Raw genomic sequence first — 20,409 nt, forward strand, 5'->3', positions numbered from 1 at the left:
TCTAGTTCTCGCCCGGGCGCTTCACCGCGTGTCCGCCGAACTGGTTGCGCAGGGCTGCCACCATGCGCATGGCGGGTGCGGCCTCGTCGCGGGATTCAAAACGAGCGAAGAGCGCAGCGGTAATGGCCGGTACCGGCACGGCGGTGGCAATGGCCTCCTCCACGGTCCAGCGGCCCTCGCCCGAGTCCTCAACGTAGGGGGCGATATTGGCCAGGCCGGGATCTTCGTCCAGGGCCTTGACCAAAAGATCGAGGAGCCAGGAGCGGACAACGGTGCCTTTTTGCCAGGCGCGGAAGGTTCCGGTGACGTCCTTGATGATGTCCTTCTTGGCGAGAAGCTCATAGCCTTCGGCGTAGGACTGCATGAGGCCGTATTCGATGCCGTTGTGCACCATTTTCGCGTAGTGCCCCGCGCCGACGTCCCCGACGTGCACAAAGCTGTCTTCGCGCGGACCTTCGGGACGCAAGGCATCAAAAACCGGCATGGCGAATTCAATGTTTTCGTCGCTACCGCCGGTCATCAGACCGTAACCGTTTTCCAGGCCCCACACTCCGCCGGAAACACCGCAATCGACAAAGCGGATGCCTTTGGGTTCGAGCTGGGCGGCGTGCCTAATGTCATCGGTGAAACGGGTGTTGCCGCCGTCGATGATCATGTCGCCCTTTTCCAGGCGCTCGCCTAGGTCATTGATGACCGAGTCGGTGATGTCGCCGGCGGGGACCATGACCCAGATCAGGCGCGGTGCCGGGACGGCTTTGACAAGTTCGTCAATGCTGGCGACGTCGGTGACGTCCGGGTTGCGGTCATATCCGGTGACTTCAATGCCGCCTTGGCGCATGCGCTCGCGCATATTGAAGCCCATTTTTCCCAGTCCAATGAGACCGATGTGCATAGTCACTTCCTTTGTACGGTGGTACGTGGCTTGTGGTGGGGTGACCGGCGCAGACTAGTGGTTGGGTAGCCTGACCGGCATCAGGAGGTACTTGAACTCGTCGCTGGACTCACCCTCTAGGTCCGCTTGCGGGGTCAAGACCGCGGGTTTAGGCGGCGAGGTGAAGGAGAAGCGCACGAACGGGGCATCCATCACCGCTAGCCCCTCGGCAAGGTAGCCCGGGTTGAAAGCTACGGTGATGTCCTCGCCGCTGAGTGTGGCCTCCAGCGTTTCGCTCGCCTGAGCGTCTTCGCCGGTTCCGGCGTCCAAGGTCACCTGACCTTCACTAAACGCGAGGCGCACCGGAGTATTCCGTTCGGCCACGAGCGAGACGCGGCGTACCGCTTCCATGACCGCTGCGCGATCCACCACCGCGTGAATCGGTGTGCTCTCCGGGAACAGCGTGCGAATCTTGGGGTAGTCGCCATCCACGAGCAACGAGGTGGTGCGCCGGCCGCCGCTTTCGAATCCGATGAGCTCGCGCTCCGGGGAGAGCGCAATGTTCAGTTCCCCAGACCCGCCGAGAGTCTTCGCGACCTCGCTGAGCGTCTTGGACTTGATCAAGACACTGGTGGACACTCCGCTGGAGGTCGGTTTCCAGTTGATCTCGCTCAACGAGAGCCGGTAACGGTCCGTGGAGAGCAGTGAAATGGTGTCGTCTTCGATTTCGATGTATACGCCGGTCAGGATCGGAAGAGTGTCATCCTTGGAAGCCGAAACGACTTCTTGAGCGACGGTCTGGGCGAAGAGCTCGCCGTCAACGGTGCCGCTGGTGGCGGGAAGTTCTGGGAGTTCCGGGTACTCGCTAACCGGCATGGTCGAAAGCGAGAAGCGGCTGGAACGGCACGTCAGTGTGACCTTTGATCCGTCGGTCTCAATGTCCACCGGTGCCGAAGGAAGGCTACGGCAAATCTCGGCAAGGAGCTTGCCCGATACCAAGATGGTGCCTTCGGTTTCTACTTCCGCGGGGACTTCGAGTCGAGCCGAAATCTCATAGTCAAAGGTGGCAAGGGAGAGCGTTCCGGCTTCGGCCTTAAGCAAGATTCCGGAGAGGATCGGAACGGGTGGCCGAGGTGAGAGGGAACGTGCGGTCCAGGAAACGGCTTCATTGAGCACGTCTCTATCTACTCGGATCTTCACCGGTTGTGGCCACCTTTCGGGCCCGATGCGCCCTGGTTGAACGCAATTTTCGGACAGTTTCTTCGTGCCAAGCTTAGCCCGGCGTGCCGCTTGCTCGAAAGTCCGCAGGTTCCACCAATTTTTGTCAGTTGTTGTTTGATCTGAATTTCAAATTTTTAAGGATTAGTAGTGTTAATAAGTCCTGTGGAAACTGTGGATAACGGCGTAGATGCCTGTCCTGGCGCGGATCTGGCGTGTTGAGAAGTTGTCGATGCGAGAGGGACACGTTGCGGATCTGTGTGAACGAGCTCCGGGGCGGCAAACGTGTCATTCACAAGCTCACAAAAGTTCTCCCCTTAAAGTTCACAAGCCGGCTCGGGTTATCCACAGTTCTATCCACAGCTGTTAATTTCTTCCTTAACCTGAACCTTGCCATCCTGAACCCTGTGGACCGGGTGGACCGCTCGGGGCGTCGACGCGCGCTCCCGCCCTCGTCTATGTAGCGCGACACGCCGAGGATCATGCGATTTCCTCGGCGTGTCGCGCTACATAGACGAGGAGGGGTTAGGAATTGCGGCTGTTCTGGCGAATGCGCGCGGTGAGTTCGGCGACCTGATTGAAGACGGTCGGCTTCTCTGCCATGAGTTCGCGGATGCGCTTCTCGGCGTGCATGACGGTGGTGTGATCGCGCCCGCCCACTTCCTGACCGACCTTGGGCAACGACATTTCGGTCATTTCCCGGCACAAGTACATGGCGATCTGCCGCGCGGTGACTAGAGTGCGGGTGCGGCTCTTCGAAAGAAGGTCCTCCAAGGTGAGGTTGAAGTAGGCCGCAGTCTGGCCAAGAATTTGGGCAGCTGTGATCTGGCTGCCGTCGTTATCCAGAATCAGGTCTTTGAGCACAAGCTCGGCGAGCGGAACATCGACCGGTTGCTCATTCAGGCTGGCAAAGGCCGAAACACGAATGAGCGCGCCTTCGAGTTCGCGAACATTGGTGGACACCTTGGACGCAATGAACTCCAGGACGCTTTCCGGAGCAGTCAATCCTTCGCTGGCCGCCTTCTTACGCAAGATCGCAATGCGGGTTTCCAACTCCGGCGGGGAAACCTCAATGGACATGCCGCTTTCAAAGCGAGAGGTCAGGCGTGTTTCGAAACCGGTGAGTTTTCTCGGTGAGAGGTCTGAGGTGATGACAATCTGTTTGCTGTCGTTATAGAGCGCGTTGTAGGTGTGGAAGAACTCTTCGATGGTCGCTTCCCGGGTAGCAAGGAATTGGATGTCATCGATGAGCAGAATGTCCACGTTGCGGTAGATATCTTTGAAGCTCGCCGGATCATCGCCGCGGATCGAGTTGATGAAGTCGTTAGTGAACTCTTCCGCGCTGGCGTATTTGACGCGAATGCCCTTGTGCAGCTTCTTTGCCTCATTACCGATGGCGTGCAAGAGGTGGGTCTTGCCCAGACCGGAATCGCCGTAAACAAACAACGGGTTATATGAGGCTGCGGGAGCCTCGGCCACAGCCAGCGCGGTGGCGTGCGCCCATCGGTTGGAGCCGCCGATAATGAAGGATTCGAAGGTGTACTTCTTATTGAGGCGGCCGTAGCGCTGATCGTCCTCGTCCTTGGCGGCGTGTGCAATAGGGGTTGGTGCTACAGGATCGTGAGGAGTCTGCTGATTCGAATCGTCCTCGGGCGCCGTGACGTTCATAGACGTGTCAATGCGGAATACCAGGTTGGCGCTGTCCCCGAAAACCTGCGTGACCGCGTCGTGAAGTTTGCCGGCAAGATTGTCCTCAAGAACCTTGCGCGCCAATTCGCTCGGGACGGCAATGATCAGGGTGTCCCCGGCTTGAGCCTCGGCTTTAGAGCTGTAGACAAATCCACGTTGTCGGCCGGTAATGTCGTCGTCCTGCTTGAGGAAGTCAACGACCTGCTTCCACTTCGAGCTCAGTTCTGAGTGAGATTCGTCTGCCATTACGCGTCCTTATTAACCGGTTCTGACCTCGATTCGGGCGGGCTAGAGACGTTATCAATCCACAGAGTTATGCACAAGCGGTGGATAAACCTCAATCTGAAAAATCCCGCAGAATCGCCGATCTCTCTCGCCGACGACCAATCGAAGCTGTGGATAACTCTACTCCATCAGGACGGGCCGCCGTGGTTCCTCCAGTTTGACTGTGAGACCCACATTGCTCTAGCGTTGTTAGGTCCTATGTGTTCGTCACGGTACTTGTGGGCGCCTAGCGCCGGCGATCAGTACAGCCATGAATTCTTCGGACGAACACATACCTGAACATGGGCCGGACTCGATGTTTCCCCAAACCAGTCTCGAGAAGACCTGCCCTACAAATACTTGTTGGAGTGACAAAAAGTGAGTAAGCGGACTTTTCAGCCGAATAATCGCCGCCGTGCCAAGAAGCATGGTTTCCGTCTTCGCATGCGTACCCGCGCCGGCCGTGCCATTTTGGCAACCCGCCGTGCCAAGGGACGCTCTGCACTTTCCGCCTAAGGATTTTCACACTTCCCACGCGATGATCTGCTTCCTCGTGCCAGCACAGGCCAGGATGATGAATGCTTGCTAGAGAGCACAGAATCACGCAGGGCACCGATTTTTCTTTGGTCATGCGTTCCGGCGTCCGAATTGGGCGCCGGAACGTCGTGCTATATGGAATAAAAAAACCTGGAGAGTTCAAGGCTGGCATTATTGTTTCCAAAGCCGTAGGGAACGCCGTGAAGCGGAACCTCGTTAAACGACGGTTGAGAGAAATAGTGCGGTCCGAATTAGGAACAAGCAACTTGTGGCTTGTCGTCCGCGCGCTACCTGCGGCTGCACAGGCCGACTTCACAGAATTGCGCGAGGACATGACAAGTGCACTGCGACGCTTGGATCATAAGTTGGGCGACGAACAGGCTTCACAGAAGGGCAAGGAGGTGAGATGAACACCACGGAACACGCGGCACTTAGGTTGGCACGCGCCGTCGTACATCTGCCCCGCACCCTCCTCATAGGTGTGCTGAAAGCCTACCGATTGCTCATCTCTCCTCTTTATGGCCAGGTCTGCCGGTTTTATCCTTCCTGTTCCGCATATGCGCTTGAAGCGGTGACCGTGCACGGTGCCCTCAAGGGAACGTGGCTGGCCGGACGCCGTTTGCTGAAGTGTCACCCGTTCAATGACGGCGGGGTTGACCATGTGCCGGCGGGAAAGCGAACGTGGCCGGAGGGCAAAGTCCCGCGGATTGTAGTTTTGAACCATCCTCCTCTGATTGAGGACGAATCCCCCAGTTATGGCGTAGGAGCTAAATAACAATGGACTTTTTTACCACCATCCTGAGCCCCTTTGTGTGGGTGATCTCGTGGATCCTTCGGGCCTTCCATGACGTCTTCACCTTCATCGGGATGGACCCGGCCAACGGCTGGACCTGGACGCTGTCCATTGTCTGTTTGGTGTTGGTCATCCGTGCGGCGCTGATTCCGGTGTTTGTGAAGCAGATCAAGGCGCAGCGCGGGATGCAGATCATTCAGCCGGAGATCCGCAAGATTCAGCAAAAATATAAGGGCAAGACCGATCCGCTTTCGCGCCAAGCGATGGTGCAAGAGCAAACGGCGCTGTACAAGAAGCACAAGACGAACCCGTTCTCCGCGTGCTTGCCCTTGCTGATTCAGATGCCGTTCTTCTTCGCGCTGTTCAACGTGCTGAGCCAGACTTCGCGGGCATCCGGGGAATCTAAGCCGATCGGCGCGCTTTCGCCTGATTTGGTGAAGCAGTTCGACGAGGCGACCATTTTCGGGGCGCCGCTCTCCGGCGCGTTCCTGCCGCAACTGCAAGGCGGCGATTTGAATCCGTCGGTTGTGGTGCTCTCTATCATCATGATTCTGGCGATGATTGCGTCTCAGTTCATTACCCAAAAGCAGATCATGTCCAAGAACATGTCTGAAGAGGCGCTGCAGTCTCCGTTCATGCGCCAGCAAAAGATCATGCTGTACGTCTTGCCGTTGGTCTTTGGCATCGGCGGTATTAACTTCCCGATTGGTGTGCTCATCTACTGGACCACCACCAACCTGTGGACGATGGCTCAGCAATTTATTGTCATCCGCCGGATGCCCACTCCCGGCTCCCCTGCCGCCAAGGCGTTGGCAGATCGCCGCGCCGCCAAGGGACTTCCGCCGCTGAATTCGCGCGGAGAAAAGATTAAAGAAGATCCCAACGCTGCTGCCAAGGAAACACCGCCTACTGTCCAAGGCCAGCGCCAACAACCACAACGCAAAAACCGGAAGAAGAAGCGATGAGCACCGAAAACAATATGGAACACAGCGACGTTGAGGTCAGCGAAGACGTGGACATCGTTGAATCAGATGCAAGCGAGGAGAGTGCCGAATCTTCACCGGATACTGACAGTGCGGTCGCGGGCGACGGTGCTGATTCCAGCGAAGCTGACGACGTCGACGCTGCGCGTGATGATGCCAGTGACGATGGTGGCGACGGCCACGGTGATGAGCACGATGATGATCACGGTGACGAAGGCGATATTGCGGCGGATTACCTTGAGGAGCTGCTCGACATTGCCGATATCGACGGCGACATCGAGATCGAAGAACGCGGCGGGCGCACCTACATTTCGATTCTGAATGAGGACGGATCCAACCGTGAATTAGAGAACCTGGTTGGCCGCAATGGCGAAGTGCTAGAGGCCCTGCAGGAACTCACCCGACTCTCCGCACTGGCTGGGACGGACAAGCGCTCCCGCATTATTTTGGACATTGCCGGTCATCGCGTTGACAGGTCATCAAAGCTACGTGGCGTAGCCGAAGAAGCGGTAGAGAAGGTGAAGAGCTCCGGTGGGAGCGTGTCGCTAAAGCCGATGAGCGCCTACGAGCGTAAGGTCGTGCACGATGCTGTCGCCGATCTCGGATTCCACAGCGAATCCGAGGGCGAAGGCTCGAACCGCCACGTTGTTGTCTCTGCCCAGTAGCGTCCCTCCCGTTGAAGATCGATGGCTGAGAACGTGACTGAGACCGATCCGGTAGCGCTTGCTGAGGCCGAGCTTCAGGACTCTCAACTGGCAGAGGCCGCAGCGACGCTCTTTGGTGATCGGCTTGAGAAAGCTCATCAATTTGTGGCGCACTTGGCCACGTCAGGGATTGAGCGCGGACTCCTCGGGCCACGCGAAATCCCCCGCTTGTGGAGCCGGCATGTGCTCAACTGCGCGGTGATTGAGAGCTTGATTATCCGTGACGCTCGCATTGCCGACGTCGGTAGCGGGGCTGGGCTGCCGGGATTGGCATTGGCAATTGCTCGGGAGGACCTCGAGGTCATTTTGATTGAGCCGTTGGAGCGGAGAACCGTCTGGCTCAACGAAGTGGTGCAGGATTTGGGGCTGAAGAACGTGACCATATTGCGGGCACGGGCCGAACAGGTACGGGGCAACGTTTCGGTTGATTACGTGACGGCGCGGGCCGTGTCTGCGTTGGTGGGATTGCTGGACTTAACGCTTCCGCTTCTGGAGGGAGAGGGCACCTTATTGGCGATCAAGGGCGCGAGTGCTCCAGCGGAAATCGAAAAAGCCCAAAAAGTTCTCAAGCGCTTCCCGGTGAAATCGGTTGAAACTGTCGTGGCGGGTGAGGGCTTACTCGCTGACCCGACGACGGTTGTCAAAGTGTCGCTGGGATAGCATTCGCTCGCCGAGTGATCAACGATTGTTTTAGGTTGTCAAAGCCAGAGGATACTCTGGAGGAGTGAAGATTCAGCCACGTGAACGGACGTGAATTGACCGAAGGAATTGCTTGTAATGGTTCGGATGCCGGAGTTTAACACTCTTCGCCCGACATCGTCAGGCAACAGCGAAAATTCACGATTAAAGGTTGATAAGTCACCCAATAGCGATGTTTCACGTGAAACAATCGACGTTGGCGACGAAGGAGCAACACCAGCCATGCCACGATTCGACGACTCTACTCCGCTAGGCAGCCAACTTGTCGATGAAGGGCGTAGACGCGCGGTTCTCCGAAAGTCGACGGTGCCTAAGCCTAGTGAGACGCGTGTTTTCACGATTAGTAACCAGAAGGGTGGAGTGGGAAAAACCACTACCACCGTGAATATCGCGGCGGCGCTGGCGCAGTCGGGTATGAACGTGCTCGTCATCGACATTGATCCTCAGGGCAATGCTTCGACCGCGCTCGGAATTGAGCACCACTCCGAAGTCGACAGCATCTATGACGTGCTCATTGATGACATGCCACTCTCCGACGTCATTGCTCAATGTCCCGATATCGACTCGCTCATTGTTGCCCCTGCAACGATCGAACTCGCTGGTGCCGAGATCGAGCTGGTATCACTAGTTGCCCGGGAGCAACGGCTGCGGCGAGCGTTGGAGAACTATGCTCAATGGCGTTCCGATCAGGGTATGGAGCGTTTGGATTACGTCTTCATCGATTGCCCACCGAGCCTTGGCCTGTTGACGGTCAATGCCTTTGTTGCTGCGCACGAAGTGCTCATACCCATTCAGTGTGAATATTATGCGCTCGAGGGTCTGAGCCAGTTGCTCAAGAATATTGGACTGATTCAAAAGCATTTGAACTCGGACTTGGATGTCTCCACCATTTTGTTGACCATGTATGACGGCCGCACAAATCTGGCTCAACAGGTCGCTGAGGAAGTGCGCCGTCACTTCCCGGATAAGGTTCTGCAGGCCGTTATTCCGCGATCGGTACGCATTTCCGAGGCCCCGAGCTACCAGCAGACGGTGCTTACTTATGACCCGAATTCAACCGGTTCGCTTTCCTATATGGAGGCGGCCGTCGAGATTGGACGCCGTGCAGATGTGTAAGTTTGTGAATTTGAAGAACAACCTCGGAGGCGGAATTGGCTGAGAAAAAGAAGCGCGGTTTAGGACGCGGGATCGCCGCGCTCATTCCAAGCGAAGAGCCAACCCAATCATTGGATTCCACGGAGGAGTCTGAGGCCGCTCCGCGCACAACATCACGTAGGTCCGCATCGAGACCCGTCGACGTGTTCTTTTCCGGCAGTAGCTCGGACGACGACTCGTCAGAAGTCGCTGTAAAGTCTGGGCCCGGATCCAAGGGCAGCACCGGCTCCGGTTCGCAGCGCAGTGGGAACGCACGGTCGACGAAAGCGAAAGCTGAAGCCGGATCGACAAAGGGCGCATCCAAATCTACTGCTGAGGGATCGACCAATCTCGACTCTGGTCTCGTTCCGGTTCCAGGAGCCAGCTTCGCAGAAGTATCGGTAACTGACATAGTGCCCAATCGGAAACAGCCGCGCTCCGTCTTTGACGAAGAGGCAATGGCCGAGTTGGTGCACTCGGTGAAGGAAATTGGCGTACTGCAACCGATTGTTGTGCGTCCCCTTGATCAGCCCGTCGAGGGCAAAAACTTTGAGCTCATTATGGGTGAGCGTCGGTGGAGAGCAACCCAACAGGCCGGATTATCCAGCGTTCCTGCGATTGTCCGCACCACGTCAGATGATGATTTGCTGAGGGATGCGCTTCTGGAGAATTTGCACAGAAGTCAACTTAACCCGTTAGAAGAGGGAGCTGCCTATCAGCAACTCCTGGACGATTTTGGCATCTCCCACGAAGTGTTGGCAGATCGGATCGGTCGTTCGAGGTCTCAAGTATCGAATACGCTCCGTTTGTTGAAGTTGCCGCCATTGGTTCAGAAGCGCGTCGCCGCGGGTGTCATTTCGGCAGGACATGCTCGAGCGTTACTGGGGCTTTCATCGCCGGCACTCATGGAAGAGCTCGCACAGCGCATTGTCGCCGAGGGGCTTTCGGTTCGGAGCACCGAAGAAATTGTTGCCACGAGCATGGGTGAGTCGCGGAAGCAGAAACGTTCGATGCCCAGAGCAGGCGCCCGGCACGAACGTCTGGACTATCTCGAGCAGTCACTCGGTGACAAGTTTGAAACGTCTGTGACGATTACACTGGGCGCCAAGAAGGGCAAGGTAACGATCGACTTCGCCAGCGTCGATGATCTTAACAGGATTGTGGACATCATTAATGCTGACGGCTAGGTATCAGCTCTCTCGATAGAGGGAAGATACGGTGCACCTTTCAACCTACAACGAGGGGCGATGTTTCACGTGAAACATCGCCCCTGGTTGTATGTTCTGCCTTCCACAATTTCGTTCTGGCCGTGGTTCGGCACTCCTTTTTCATGTTTATGCAGCACGCGAATGCTCGTCTCTCTGTAGGCTCGGGTCTATTTCTTACATAGTAGGCGGCATTCATGTTGCCTGGACGCGAGTCGCGTATGAATCTGCGAAGAGTGTCGTGCCAAATCTCCGGTTATTGGGTCGCCGTCGCGCGTGCGAAAAGCATTCTTACGGGAAGGCTCACGATATGGCAAAGTGTGGAGCGCGAGAATCGCTTTCCTGTTTTCTAGCGGCGCCGGAAGGGAGCGGTCCACAACTGGAGTCACAGCCGAGCGAGTGGTTACATCGGTAGCTACCGCTTCTTTATGTTTCACGTGAAACATGGAGTCTCCGGGATCCGCCTAGTTGAGACTCTGTGCAAGGAGGCTCGCTGCGGCAAAGTGCGGGGTAGGAAATGTCAGGTCATTACTCGCAACGTATGTCGGGTCCCGCAGTTGTCACCGCGATTCGCAATGCGCTATTCGGTCTCATTCGCAGTTACACCCTCTAGGTCTCTGCACATTGCGGCGGGGCACGTCACGATTAGTTTGTTCGGCGGGAGTGCGCCATACTTGTGGCGGACGATGGTTTACGCTTACAGCTTATGGTTGGCGTGTATGCGATATCCGATGCTTCTTTGGCCCTTAGGAACTAGCGAGGAACTGTAGGGGCGCGCGGGTACTCGTAGCCAGAACGCGCAATGAGCGGTTTGGGCGGGGATACGGATATCAGCGAGTACCCGTGCCGGAGAGGAGGTCACCCGTAATGTTTCACGTGAAACATGCACCGGAGGCCTGGGAGCCAGAGCTAACGAGTAGTACTTAGGAGATACCGTTAAACCGAAACACGTCCGAGACACGGAGTGAGCCGGTTGGCTCATCGTCATCTTCCAGGAGAAAGAGACGTTGAATGCCGATCACAATTGCGTCGCTGATTCGCTGACGCATCTCGGGATCGGCGAGATGTGCGGCATCTCGAACATTCGAGAGATATCCCAGGTCCACGCTGACGCAGGGAACTCCAGGCATTCTGAGCGAGTCCCAGTTGCGCGCATGATGGCCGAGGTCGATGAAGGACGTCCTCGCGACGAGTTCACGTTGGATAAGGTCGGCGGCCCGTTCACCAACAGGGGAATGGACCTCAATCCCGTTAGTCGATCCCCAGTAGTAGGTAGCCATTCCCGAAGCCTTGCGGTGATGTAGCCAATCGACATTAAGGTTAATGCGAAGATTTGGAATTACGCCTACGATCGATGCATCCTGGTTGCTTTCAAGCGGCTTTCCGGTAGCCATGTCGAGTTCGACAGTGCGCGCGTTGAGCGTCATCAGGGTTTCGCGAAGTCGTGCGGCAACATCGGACAAGATAGCCTCGTCGGTGAGGCGTTCGCCGTCTACGTCGGTGTAGTTACCGTGGACGTCCAAAGAAAGTGCGATGATGCGATGGCGCAGAGCGCGGGAAGCACGGTTCAGGCGTTCGTAGTCTCGTAGCGCGAAGGCTTTGCTAGATGTAAGCGAGCGACTGACCCGTTCCATGGCTTTGAGAGTCTCTGAGTCCACGCTGCCATCTACGGTAAGGCCTAAGCTTCGCTGCAACTCTTTGACCGAGAGCATTGTCCGGTACCCGAAAACACCATCGATATGGCCGTAATAAAAACCCAGGTGGGAAAGGTGGCGTTGCAGCTCTGACACGTCGTCGCCCCGAATCGGCGTGGTATTCGGTTGATAAGACATGGTGCGTTCGCCAAGGTGGTACTGCGCTTCATACAGCGCCGCTAAGGTCTCTCTGCCCGCGACCCCGTCCACGATAAGGCCACGTGACTGCTGGAAAGCACGTACCGCCGCATCGACATGATCGTCAAAGTACTCGGGCCGATCCACGGTAGACGCAGAGAGGTAGGGCATATCTAGTCCAGCGCGGACCAAGAGATCCCGTAAACGAACCACAGCCGCACCGGAATCGGTGCGGCTGAGTTCACCTTCAACTGAATAGTGTGAGGACAAGCAGAACCTCTACTTCAGGAACTCTGCGAATTCTTGCTCGAATGCCGCTTTGGGTTTCGCGCCAATGCTTCGGGCCACAACCTCGCCGTCCTTGAAGACGAAAACGGCAGGGATTGAGGTGATGCCGTAGGTGGAAGCGACGGCGGGGTTGCTATCGACATCGACCTTAGCTACCGAAACCTTGTCCGAATATTCGGATGCGATGTCGTCAATAATCGGACCAACCATGCGGCACGGCGTGCACCAGGCTGCCCAGAAGTCAACCAAAACGGGCTTATCTGACTTGAGGACATCCGCTTCGAAGCTGGCGTCCGTCACGTCCTTTGCATTACTCATCTGAACTCCTCCTAGAGTTTAAACTGCGGGTGCTACTTGGGCGGTTGAGGTCAGGTCAAGGTCGGCGAGGTAGTGCTCCACGTCGAGGGCGGCAGCGCAGCCCGAACCGGCGGCAGTGATGGCCTGGCGGTAGGTTGGATCGATGACGTCGCCGGCGGCAAATACGCCCGGAATGGACGTGCGAGAACTACGTCCATCAACGGCGATCGTGCCCTGGTCGGTCAGCTTAATGACGTCCTTGACCAAGGAGACGCGGGGATCGTTACCGATGGCCACGAATATGCCGGTCACCTCGAGAACGGATTCCGCACCAGTTTCCACGTTCTTCAAGGTCAGTGATTCAACCTTGTCATCACCGCTGATGCCAATAACTTCGCTATCCCAAATGAAACGAATCTTGTCATGGGCAAAGGCGCGCTCCTGCATAATCTTCGAGGCGCGCAAGTCGGAGCGGCGGTGCACCACGGTGACGGAGTTGGCGAATTTGCTGAGGAAGAGAGCTTCCTCCAAAGCGGAATCCCCGCCGCCAATGACGGCAATGTCTTGACCCTTGAAGAAGAATCCGTCACAGGTGGCGCACCAACTCACGCCGCGCCCTGACAGCCTGCGCTCATCGGGGAGTCCCAGCTCGCGGTAGGCAGATCCAGTGGCCAAGATGACCGTGTAAGCGCGATACGTCTCACCCATAGAGGTGTTAATGACCTTGACTTCGCCCTCAAGCTCTAGCGAGGTCACATCGTCAAAGACGATCTCGGCACCAAAGCGCTCGGCTTGCTTCTCCAAACCTTGCATGAGTTCAGGCCCCAAAATGCCCTCGGGAAAACCAGGGAAGTTCTCGACGTCGGTCGTTTTCATGAGCTCGCCGCCAGCCTCCACGGCGCTGGCGATGACGACGGGTTTCAGGTTAGCGCGGGCGGTGTAAATGGCCGCCGTGTAGCCGGCAGGTCCGGAACCAACGATAACGACGTCACGAATATCTGACTGTGAAGCGGCAGTTTCCGCGCTCATGTGTACTTCCTTTGAATCAATTCACCGGTAGTGGAGACAACCATAGCTACAACCAGCATATTCCCTTGAGCGCAGGAGGCGAAGGCACCGGGACGATGCGTGGACGTGCATGCGGGTCGGCATGCCGGCCAATATGCAGACCCGCCGGTAGTCTTACTTGGCCGTGACCTCTGTCAGCCGGATGCCACCCCACGGGTACGGACCCTTGAGCGTGGTTGGAGATGGCAAACTGGTGATGTTCAAAATCACGAACTTCGCGCGAGGCGGATTACCTTCGGCGTCCTTCAGCGGGACCACAATCTCTGGCGCATTGAACGTGCCTTCACCAACCTTGGTGGCACCGTCGAGGCTCGCTTGTGAGTTCACCAGCACCTCGAAGCTACCGCCCTCGCTGTTGGTTTGCGAGATGGTGAGTTCTTTGACGGTGGTTTCTTGTTCCAGCTCAAAAGCCAGACCAAAACTGCTGACAATGTTCCCGAAGGTGGCTGAACCGTAAAAAAGTCCCATCCAGTTCGTGTTGGGATCGCCGTCGATCATCAGCGGCAACTTCGCATCCCCTTCTTCTTCCAGTTCCGGGCGCTCAGGAACCAGGCGGGTCACACTCACAAACTTGGGAGCGACTGCCTGCGCATCAGTGGAATCGGGCGATGAGGACGTTGCGCCGCCATCGGGGGAGTTTGACTGATCGGAAGTGGCACTCGGATCGGAGGAGGACGCAAAGAGGGTGCTCAACTGGTTTGAAGCCAGGAACACGGACACGATGAGCAGGACGGCAAGGATGCCGCCAACCAGCCACCGCATGCCCTTCGAATCGGAATCGCCTTTAGGCGCGTCTTCCTCCTCGAGGTACTCCTGCGGACCGTTTTGGTAAGCGTCTGTCTGCTCGGGAAGAACTTGACCGGATTCCGGGGAAAGCGTGGCCCCGGGTTCAACTGCCGATACCGTGCTAGTCTCCCCACCGGGTGCCGGAGGTTGTGCGCCCGCAGAGTTCGCCACGGCAGCACCAGCACCAGCCACACCAGCGGCAGCACCAGCGCCCGCGGCGCTCACCCCGGCCGCCGGGAAGGTGCGCGGCGGCCGGTAGGCGGCATCGCCGTCGTAATCGGAGACCTTTTGCGGCGCGGAGGTGGGCTTAGGCGGAGTTGGCACCACGTCATTGCTTTGAGTGGGAATGTCCGCGGTATTCGGAGCGGACGCCTGGCGCTCATCCGAGCCGTCATCCTCGGGGCCGCCGATAATGGGCAGCTGGGATTCCCGCCTGCGGAAGTAGCTGGGGCGCTGGTATTGCTCATCATCCGGATCGTCTTCCGGCTCGGTCGAGCGCGGCTGACCAAAAATCTCGGAGCCCAGAGTGTCCGTGTAAAACGGCTCCACGGATGGAGATCCGTAATCGATGAAATCGGCGTCGGCAGCGGAGTCACCGGCGGCGGAATCGGGCTCGCCACTTGCATTGGTAGGAATCGTCAAGTCCAGCAAATCGGCGGGCTCGGTGCGGCTCGTAATGAGATAGGTGGTGCCGTCGGTGATGCCGAGATCGAGAACGGACATGTTTCCGCGGCGCGCACCGGTCGCCAGTTCGCGTGCGCTCGCAGCCAGTTGCGCAGCATTGTCGGTGGCGGGCACCAGGATGCTGACCGGTCGGTTGAGAACCTGGTCCACACCGTTGAAAATCAGATCGGATTCACCGGAGGTCAACACCAAATCGTTGACAGCATAGCGACCGCCGAGGACGGAGCCTGGGGATACTGGATCAGCCAAAATGTTTCCTTACACAACTGGGTCAGGCACGAAAAATGCGGGCACGCCAAAAGCCACCACTATACATAGTTGGGTTAAATGCTACCGGCTTACACCCACAATCCGCGGAGTTCTAGCGGAATCTTTGTAGCACCGGGCGCAAAAGTTCGCGCAATTCGCGCACGCGGAGCGCCTTGAGCATGAACAGATACACCACGCCCATCACCGCTGTCACGGCCATGATCGCCACCAGAGCGCCGAGGATCGATGACCACGCGAACCCTTCGGAGGAGTAGCCGCCCAAGACCCACAGCACCAAAGCGCCAAAGGCCGCGGACACCAGTGTTGCCAAGCAAATGCGAATATGGACATCCAGAATGTGACCGGCACCGTAATCGCCCACTTGCCGCTTAAGGAACCGGTGCGAGATCGCCACGACAATCACATCGGAGACGGTGAAGGTAATGGCAATCCACGGCACAATGAATTGCGGTGGAAACCACAAGGCGATCAGCGACATCGCGATCATCACCACGGAAAGCATCACTTGGATGACAAAGGGGGTGCGCGCATTCTCGGCGGCGTAAAACACACGATTCATCACATAATTGGCGCCGAAGAGCGGGGCGCCGAGCGCGAGTAACACCACAATCTGCCCGAGTATCGCCGCCTGAGCCTGTGCCCCGGAGGTAAAGACCATTCCGATCTGCCCGGCGACCACCACCATGACGCCCGCACTGAAAATCGTTGCAACCGCACTGGTACGCAAACCGTAGGACAGGGTGCGCCGCACCCCCGCCACGGAGCCCCGCGCAAAGTCTCGGGACATCCGGTTAAACAGCACCGTCGCGAGCGAAATCACCACAATGGAGTGCGGCAAAATGTAGATCTGATTTGCGCTTTCCAGCGCCGCGTTGCCGGCGATCCCCGGGTCCCCCTCGCGGCTAGCTCGAGATGCCAGCCAGGTGAACACCAAATAGGTGAGGTTGCCAATCACCACGGTCATCACGGAGAAACCAGCCAAGCGTGCGGCGTGACCCAGGCCAATGCCGCGCCAGCCCAGCTTCAGCCGGATCCCCAACCGCAAACGCTTGAGCGGCCACAACAAGATCAGCCCCTGCATGACGATCCCCAGCGTCATTCCGCCGGCCAACATCCAGGTTTGCGAGGTGGTCCACGTATCCAGGGTGCGCGGTGCGCCACCGGTGTAGGCACCATACACACCGATAAACACCGCTAGCACACTGATGGCGATCACATTGTTGAGCACCGGTGCCCACGTGTAGGGGCCAAACGCGTTGTGCGCATTCAGAATCTGACCCACAAAGGCGTAGAGCCCCACAAAGAAAATCTGCGGGAAGCACCAGTACGCAAAAGCTGTCGCGAGCTCAATCTGCGCCGGTGAGAGGTCGGTTGTGGCGTCCAGAATCCACGGCGCCCCCAGCGTCATCGCCACCGTAATCGCAACGAGCACGATCAACACCAGCGAAAGCAGCCGCCCCAAATAGTCCGCGCCGCGATCCGGCTTCTGCGACGCCTTAATAATCTGCGGCACCAGCACCCCGTTGAGCAGCCCGCCGGCGATCATCAGGTACAGGTAGGTTGGCAGCGTGTTTGCTAACGAAAACGTGTTGGCAATGTCCGTCGTGACCCCAATGGCAGCGGCCAACAGGATGCCCTTCAGCAAACCCAACACCCGCGAAACCAGCGTTCCCGCCGCCATGACGGCGCTCGACTTCGCCGCCGACGCGCCGGAAAGGGAAGAATTCACCACCGGAATCGATTGCGTCTCCGGGTTAGCGGTGCGAGAGGATTCGGAAGGTTGCGAGAGTTGGGACATCGCTGTCTATGTTCTCACTTTTGCCCCGCTCTTGGCGGGCACCGCGCGGGTGTCGGGGACACGCCGTCGTACTTCAAGCCCTAAGCCGACCGTGGAGGCAAGTGCTGCAACTTGGACTTCGCCAACTCCACAATCCGCCGCTCATTCGGGAAGGTGAGCCGCCCGGCGAGTTCGGCAATCGGCACCCAGGCGACGTCAATGGCCTCATGATCCGGGTCATTTTCAATGGTCAGCTCGCCGCCGGTCGCCTCGAGCAGGAAGTGGTGCACGGTCTTGTGAATGCGGTGCCCGGAGACACTGAACCAATAGTCGATACTGCCGAGCATCGTCACGATATTGCCCTGGATGCCGGTCTCTTCCTCGACCTCGCGCACGGCCGCCTCCTGGTGAGTTTCCTCACCCTCGGGGTGGCCCTTCGGCAGGCACCACTCGACCCGGCCGCCGCGATTGAGCCGCGCAATAATCGCCACGCGAGTCCCGCCGGTGCTGCGATCCACAATCACGCCGCCCGCGGAAACCTCCTCCACGATGGTCGGTGGCGCGGGCACCGCCTGCAGGCTCGCGACCGACAGGGACACCGTCAACGGTGTCCGCTTGGGCGCGCGCGGAACAGGGAAACTCATAGTAACTACTCTAACGATTTTTGGTTTCGGCATATTTCGCGCGGGATGAAGAACGACGGCGATGCTCGCCTTCGCGGGCGCCCCGCACCTGGGTGTCGGGGTGCTAAAAAGTTTCTGGCAGTCTTAAAGGACTATGAACGCCACCTTGGGGACAAATCTGCCTGCCGAAGTCACCGAACTCGGGCACCTTTTTGCTCAGCACGACCTGGAACTGTCCCTGGTGGGCGGGCCGGTTCGGGACCTCTTTCTCGACCGGGTGTCGCCGGATCTGGACTTCACCACCAACGCGAGGCCGGACCAGATTATTAAGGTCATCCGGGGCTGGGCAGACAATTTTTGGGACATCGGCAAGGAATTCGGCACGATCGGGATGAAGCGCGGCGGCTTCACCATCGAAATCACGACCTACCGTGCCGAAGCGTATGACGAGACTTCCCGCAAACCGATCGTGGCATTTGGGGATTCGCTGGAAGCGGACCTGCTGCGGCGCGATTTCACCATCAATGCGATGGCGTTGCGGCTACCGGAAATGCAGTTGGTGGACCCCTATGGGGGAGTGCGTGATTTGGCGGCGCGGCAATTGCGCACGCCGGGGGCGCCGTCGGTCTCATTCTCGGACGACCCGCTACGCATGATGCGGGCGGCGCGGTTTGTGTCGCAATTGGGCGTTGAGGTGGCGCCGGAGGTGCTGGAGGCCATGCGCGATATGGCTTCGCGGATTGAGATTGTCTCTGCCGAGAGGGTGCGGGATGAGCTCGTGAAACTGATTAATGGCGCCGATCCTCGGGCCGGGATCGAGACGATGGTTGCGACCGGGCTGGCGTCACTGGTGTTGCCGGAATTGCCGGCGTTGCAGTTGGAGATGGATGCCGAGCACCGGCACAAGGACGTGTATCAGCACTCGCTCACGGTGCTATCCCAAGCGGTGGATCTAGAGACCGATGCGTCCGGCGCGGTTCCCGGGCCCGATTTTGTGCTGCGCTTCGCGGCGCTCATGCACGATATCGGGAAGCCTGCCACGCGGCGTTTCGGGCCGGGCGGCTCGGTCACGTTCCGCAATCACGAGGTGGTGGGCGCGAAAATGGTGGCCCGGCGGATGCGGGCACTGCGGTTTGATAATGACACCATCAAGGCGGTGGCGCGCCTGGTGGAGTTGCACATGCGGTTCTTTGGATACGGTGATTCGGGGTGGACCGATAGCGCCGTGCGGCGTTACGCGCACGATGCCGGGGGGCTGCTGGAGCGGTTGCACAGGTTGACCCGGAGTGATGTGACCACCCGGAACCGGCGGCGGGCTGACCGGTTGGCGTTTGCCTATGACGACCTGGAACGGCGCATTGCCGAATTGGCCGAAGCCGAAGAGCTGGCCGCGATCCGCCCGGACCTGGACGGGCAGGAAATCATGTCGGTTCTGGGTGTGCGGCCCGGTCCGCTGGTGGGGCGCGCTTACGGCTTTTTGCTCGAGGCGCGGATGGAGGAGGGGCCGCTGGGCGCTGACGAGGCGAGACGACGGCTCCTAGACTGGTGGAAGGATCAACCCGAGAGCTCCGATGAGGGAGAACGTCAGTGACTTCAAAAACCCCCGCGACCCATGATGAAAAGACGGGCGCAGCCGCGCCCGCCCGTACCGCGGCTGGCTCGATTCTGCCCAAGCTGTGGTTGTTGCGGCACGGTGAGACGGAATGGTCGCGCTCGGGTCAGTACACGGGGTTGACCGACTTGCCGTTGACCGAAAACGGGCGGGTGCAGGCGCGCGAGGCGGCGAAAAAGCTGGCCGGCGTGCAGTTTGACGCGGTGTTCAGCTCACCGTCAATCCGGGCCGTGGACACCGCTGGACTGGCGGGGTTCCCCGATCCGGAAATTCTGCCCTACGCCCACGAGTGGGACTACGGCGAATATGAGGGCGTCAACAGTGCGGACATTCGGGCGAAGAACCCCGAGTACCTGATTTGGAAGGACGGGGTCCCCGGCGGGGAGACGCTAGCCCAGGTGGCCGCGCGCGCTGACCGCGTGATTGAGCGCGTGCAGGCGGGATGCGGGACGGATGCAGACCGCTCTCCGGACGCGACCCCGCTGGAAAACGTACTCTTGGTGGCGCATGGGCATTTTCTGCGCGTACTTGCCGCCCGATGGTGCCAGCTCGATCCCATTGAGGGGCGCCGCTTGGTGCTTGGGACCGCGGCCGTGTGCGTGCTCGGCTGGGACAAGCGCACACCGGCGATTGAGAAGTGGAACATCTAGCCCTCCCGTGACACCCTGCCGCGAGTTGCCATTTGTGAAGCGAAGCCAGGCGGCGGTTTCAGGGTGTTAGTGCAACACGGTTTGCTTGTATTTGTTGTTCCAGTTTGACGGTTGCGCTGAGGTAATCGTGCATTCGGCGGGGTCGGATGTTGATGAGGTGTTCCGTGTTCGCGATGTCCTCGTCGCTAATGTTGTTGAAGTTGGTGCCTTTGGGGTAGAAGTCGCGGATGAGCCCGTTCGTGTTCTCGTTGCTCGGGCGCTGCCAGGGCGAGTGCGGGTCGCAGAAGTACACTTTGCAACCGGTATCGATGGTGAATTGTGCGTGGTGAGCCATTTCTTGGCCTTGGTCCCAGGTGATCGCATTCGTGGACGCTTTCTCCGGGAGCGTGAGGATCATCGCTTTGAGCACATCAATCACGGTGTCA

General features: G+C 58.4%; 20 protein-coding genes. 10 read left to right on the forward strand and 10 right to left on the reverse strand.

The features are described 5' to 3' along the window. Window position 1: 1 nt before the first annotated feature. The 3 genes from gnd to dnaA all read right to left on the reverse strand — a co-directional run bounded on the left by gnd (window position 2) and on the right by dnaA (window position 4,024). A complete protein-coding gene (gene gnd, locus O148_RS0105385) occupies window positions 2-892 on the reverse strand; it encodes a phosphogluconate dehydrogenase (NAD(+)-dependent, decarboxylating) (RefSeq protein ID WP_026530092.1) in 891 nt (296 codons plus the stop codon). Between the two features lie 54 nt (window positions 893-946). Then, entirely contained in the window at window positions 947-2,071 is a 1,125-nt protein-coding gene (dnaN, locus tag O148_RS0105390) for a DNA polymerase III subunit beta (RefSeq protein WP_026530093.1), read from the reverse strand. 543 nt (window positions 2,072-2,614) lie between these two features. Next, a complete protein-coding gene (gene dnaA / locus O148_RS0105395; RefSeq protein ID WP_026530094.1) occupies window positions 2,615-4,024 on the reverse strand; it encodes a chromosomal replication initiator protein DnaA in 1,410 nt (469 codons plus the stop codon). 396 nt (window positions 4,025-4,420) lie between these two features. Here dnaA and rpmH point away from each other — a divergent pair, with 396 nt between their 5' ends. The 8 genes from rpmH (at window position 4,421) to O148_RS0105430 (ending at window position 10,079) form a co-directional block, all read left to right on the forward strand. Beyond that, a complete protein-coding gene (gene rpmH / locus O148_RS17350; RefSeq protein ID WP_075204291.1) occupies window positions 4,421-4,558 on the forward strand; it encodes a 50S ribosomal protein L34 in 138 nt (45 codons plus the stop codon). A gap of 62 nt (window positions 4,559-4,620) precedes the next feature. Then, entirely contained in the window at window positions 4,621-4,989 is a 369-nt protein-coding gene (rnpA, locus tag O148_RS0105400; RefSeq protein ID WP_026530095.1) for a ribonuclease P protein component, read from the forward strand. After that, entirely contained in the window at window positions 4,986-5,354 is a 369-nt protein-coding gene (gene yidD, locus O148_RS15015; RefSeq protein ID WP_051619867.1) for a membrane protein insertion efficiency factor YidD, read from the forward strand. Before rnpA ends, yidD begins: the two co-directional genes overlap by 4 nt. Before the next feature lie 2 nt (window positions 5,355-5,356). Beyond that, window positions 5,357-6,337, forward strand: coding sequence for a membrane protein insertase YidC (yidC, locus tag O148_RS0105410; RefSeq protein WP_026530096.1), 981 nt, complete (start codon window positions 5,357-5,359; stop codon window positions 6,335-6,337). Then, entirely contained in the window at window positions 6,334-7,020 is a 687-nt protein-coding gene (locus tag O148_RS0105415; RefSeq protein WP_026530097.1) for a Jag family protein, read from the forward strand. The genes yidC and O148_RS0105415 overlap by 4 nt, the downstream gene beginning before the upstream one ends. Window positions 7,021-7,041: 21 nt before the next feature. Then, a complete protein-coding gene (gene rsmG / locus O148_RS0105420) occupies window positions 7,042-7,719 on the forward strand; it encodes a 16S rRNA (guanine(527)-N(7))-methyltransferase RsmG (RefSeq protein ID WP_051619868.1) in 678 nt (225 codons plus the stop codon). Window positions 7,720-7,836: 117 nt separating this feature from the next. Beyond that, a complete protein-coding gene (locus tag O148_RS0105425; RefSeq protein WP_075204292.1) occupies window positions 7,837-8,874 on the forward strand; it encodes a ParA family protein in 1,038 nt (345 codons plus the stop codon). Window positions 8,875-8,909: 35 nt separating this feature from the next. Further along, a complete protein-coding gene (locus tag O148_RS0105430; RefSeq protein ID WP_051619869.1) occupies window positions 8,910-10,079 on the forward strand; it encodes a ParB/RepB/Spo0J family partition protein in 1,170 nt (389 codons plus the stop codon). A gap of 941 nt (window positions 10,080-11,020) precedes the next feature. Here the strand turns inward: O148_RS0105430 and O148_RS0105435 are convergent. From O148_RS0105435 to O148_RS0105460, 6 genes are all read right to left on the reverse strand, one after another. Further along, window positions 11,021-12,199: an N-acetylmuramoyl-L-alanine amidase gene (locus O148_RS0105435; protein ID WP_026530101.1), complete on the reverse strand. Its 1,179-nt coding sequence runs from the start codon at window positions 12,197-12,199 to the stop codon at window positions 11,021-11,023. A gap of 9 nt (window positions 12,200-12,208) precedes the next feature. Continuing rightward, the gene (gene trxA / locus O148_RS0105440) at window positions 12,209-12,535 is read right to left on the reverse strand and encodes a thioredoxin (RefSeq protein WP_026530102.1); all 327 of its coding nucleotides are present in this window, start codon (window positions 12,533-12,535) and stop codon (window positions 12,209-12,211) included. Between the two features lie 18 nt (window positions 12,536-12,553). Further along, complete coding sequence (gene trxB / locus O148_RS0105445) at window positions 12,554-13,543, reverse strand: thioredoxin-disulfide reductase (protein WP_026530103.1); 990 nt, start codon at window positions 13,541-13,543, stop codon at window positions 12,554-12,556. A gap of 153 nt (window positions 13,544-13,696) precedes the next feature. After that, window positions 13,697-15,301: a hypothetical protein gene (locus O148_RS0105450; RefSeq protein WP_026530104.1), complete on the reverse strand. Its 1,605-nt coding sequence runs from the start codon at window positions 15,299-15,301 to the stop codon at window positions 13,697-13,699. Between the two features lie 112 nt (window positions 15,302-15,413). Beyond that, entirely contained in the window at window positions 15,414-17,051 is a 1,638-nt protein-coding gene (gene murJ, locus O148_RS15020) for a murein biosynthesis integral membrane protein MurJ (protein ID WP_169737504.1), read from the reverse strand. Between the two features lie 149 nt (window positions 17,052-17,200). Further along, a complete protein-coding gene (locus O148_RS0105460; RefSeq protein ID WP_051619872.1) occupies window positions 17,201-17,743 on the reverse strand; it encodes an NUDIX hydrolase in 543 nt (180 codons plus the stop codon). A gap of 133 nt (window positions 17,744-17,876) precedes the next feature. Here O148_RS0105460 and O148_RS0105465 point away from each other — a divergent pair, with 133 nt between their 5' ends. Both O148_RS0105465 and O148_RS0105470 read left to right on the forward strand, forming a co-directional pair. Beyond that, complete coding sequence (locus O148_RS0105465; RefSeq protein WP_026530106.1) at window positions 17,877-19,313, forward strand: CCA tRNA nucleotidyltransferase; 1,437 nt, start codon at window positions 17,877-17,879, stop codon at window positions 19,311-19,313. A gap of 92 nt (window positions 19,314-19,405) precedes the next feature. Continuing rightward, the gene (locus tag O148_RS0105470; protein ID WP_084157104.1) at window positions 19,406-19,984 is read left to right on the forward strand and encodes a histidine phosphatase family protein; all 579 of its coding nucleotides are present in this window, start codon (window positions 19,406-19,408) and stop codon (window positions 19,982-19,984) included. Between the two features lie 58 nt (window positions 19,985-20,042). On the opposite strand, the gene O148_RS0105475 is transcribed toward O148_RS0105470, so the two are convergent. Beyond that, a partial coding sequence (locus O148_RS0105475) for an IS30 family transposase (RefSeq protein WP_026530108.1) occupies window positions 20,043-20,409 on the reverse strand: 367 nt, incomplete at its 5' end.

Source organism: Haematomicrobium sanguinis DSM 21259 (assembly GCF_000688395.1).
GTDB classification, from domain to species: domain Bacteria; phylum Actinomycetota; class Actinomycetes; order Actinomycetales; family Micrococcaceae; genus Haematomicrobium; species Haematomicrobium sanguinis.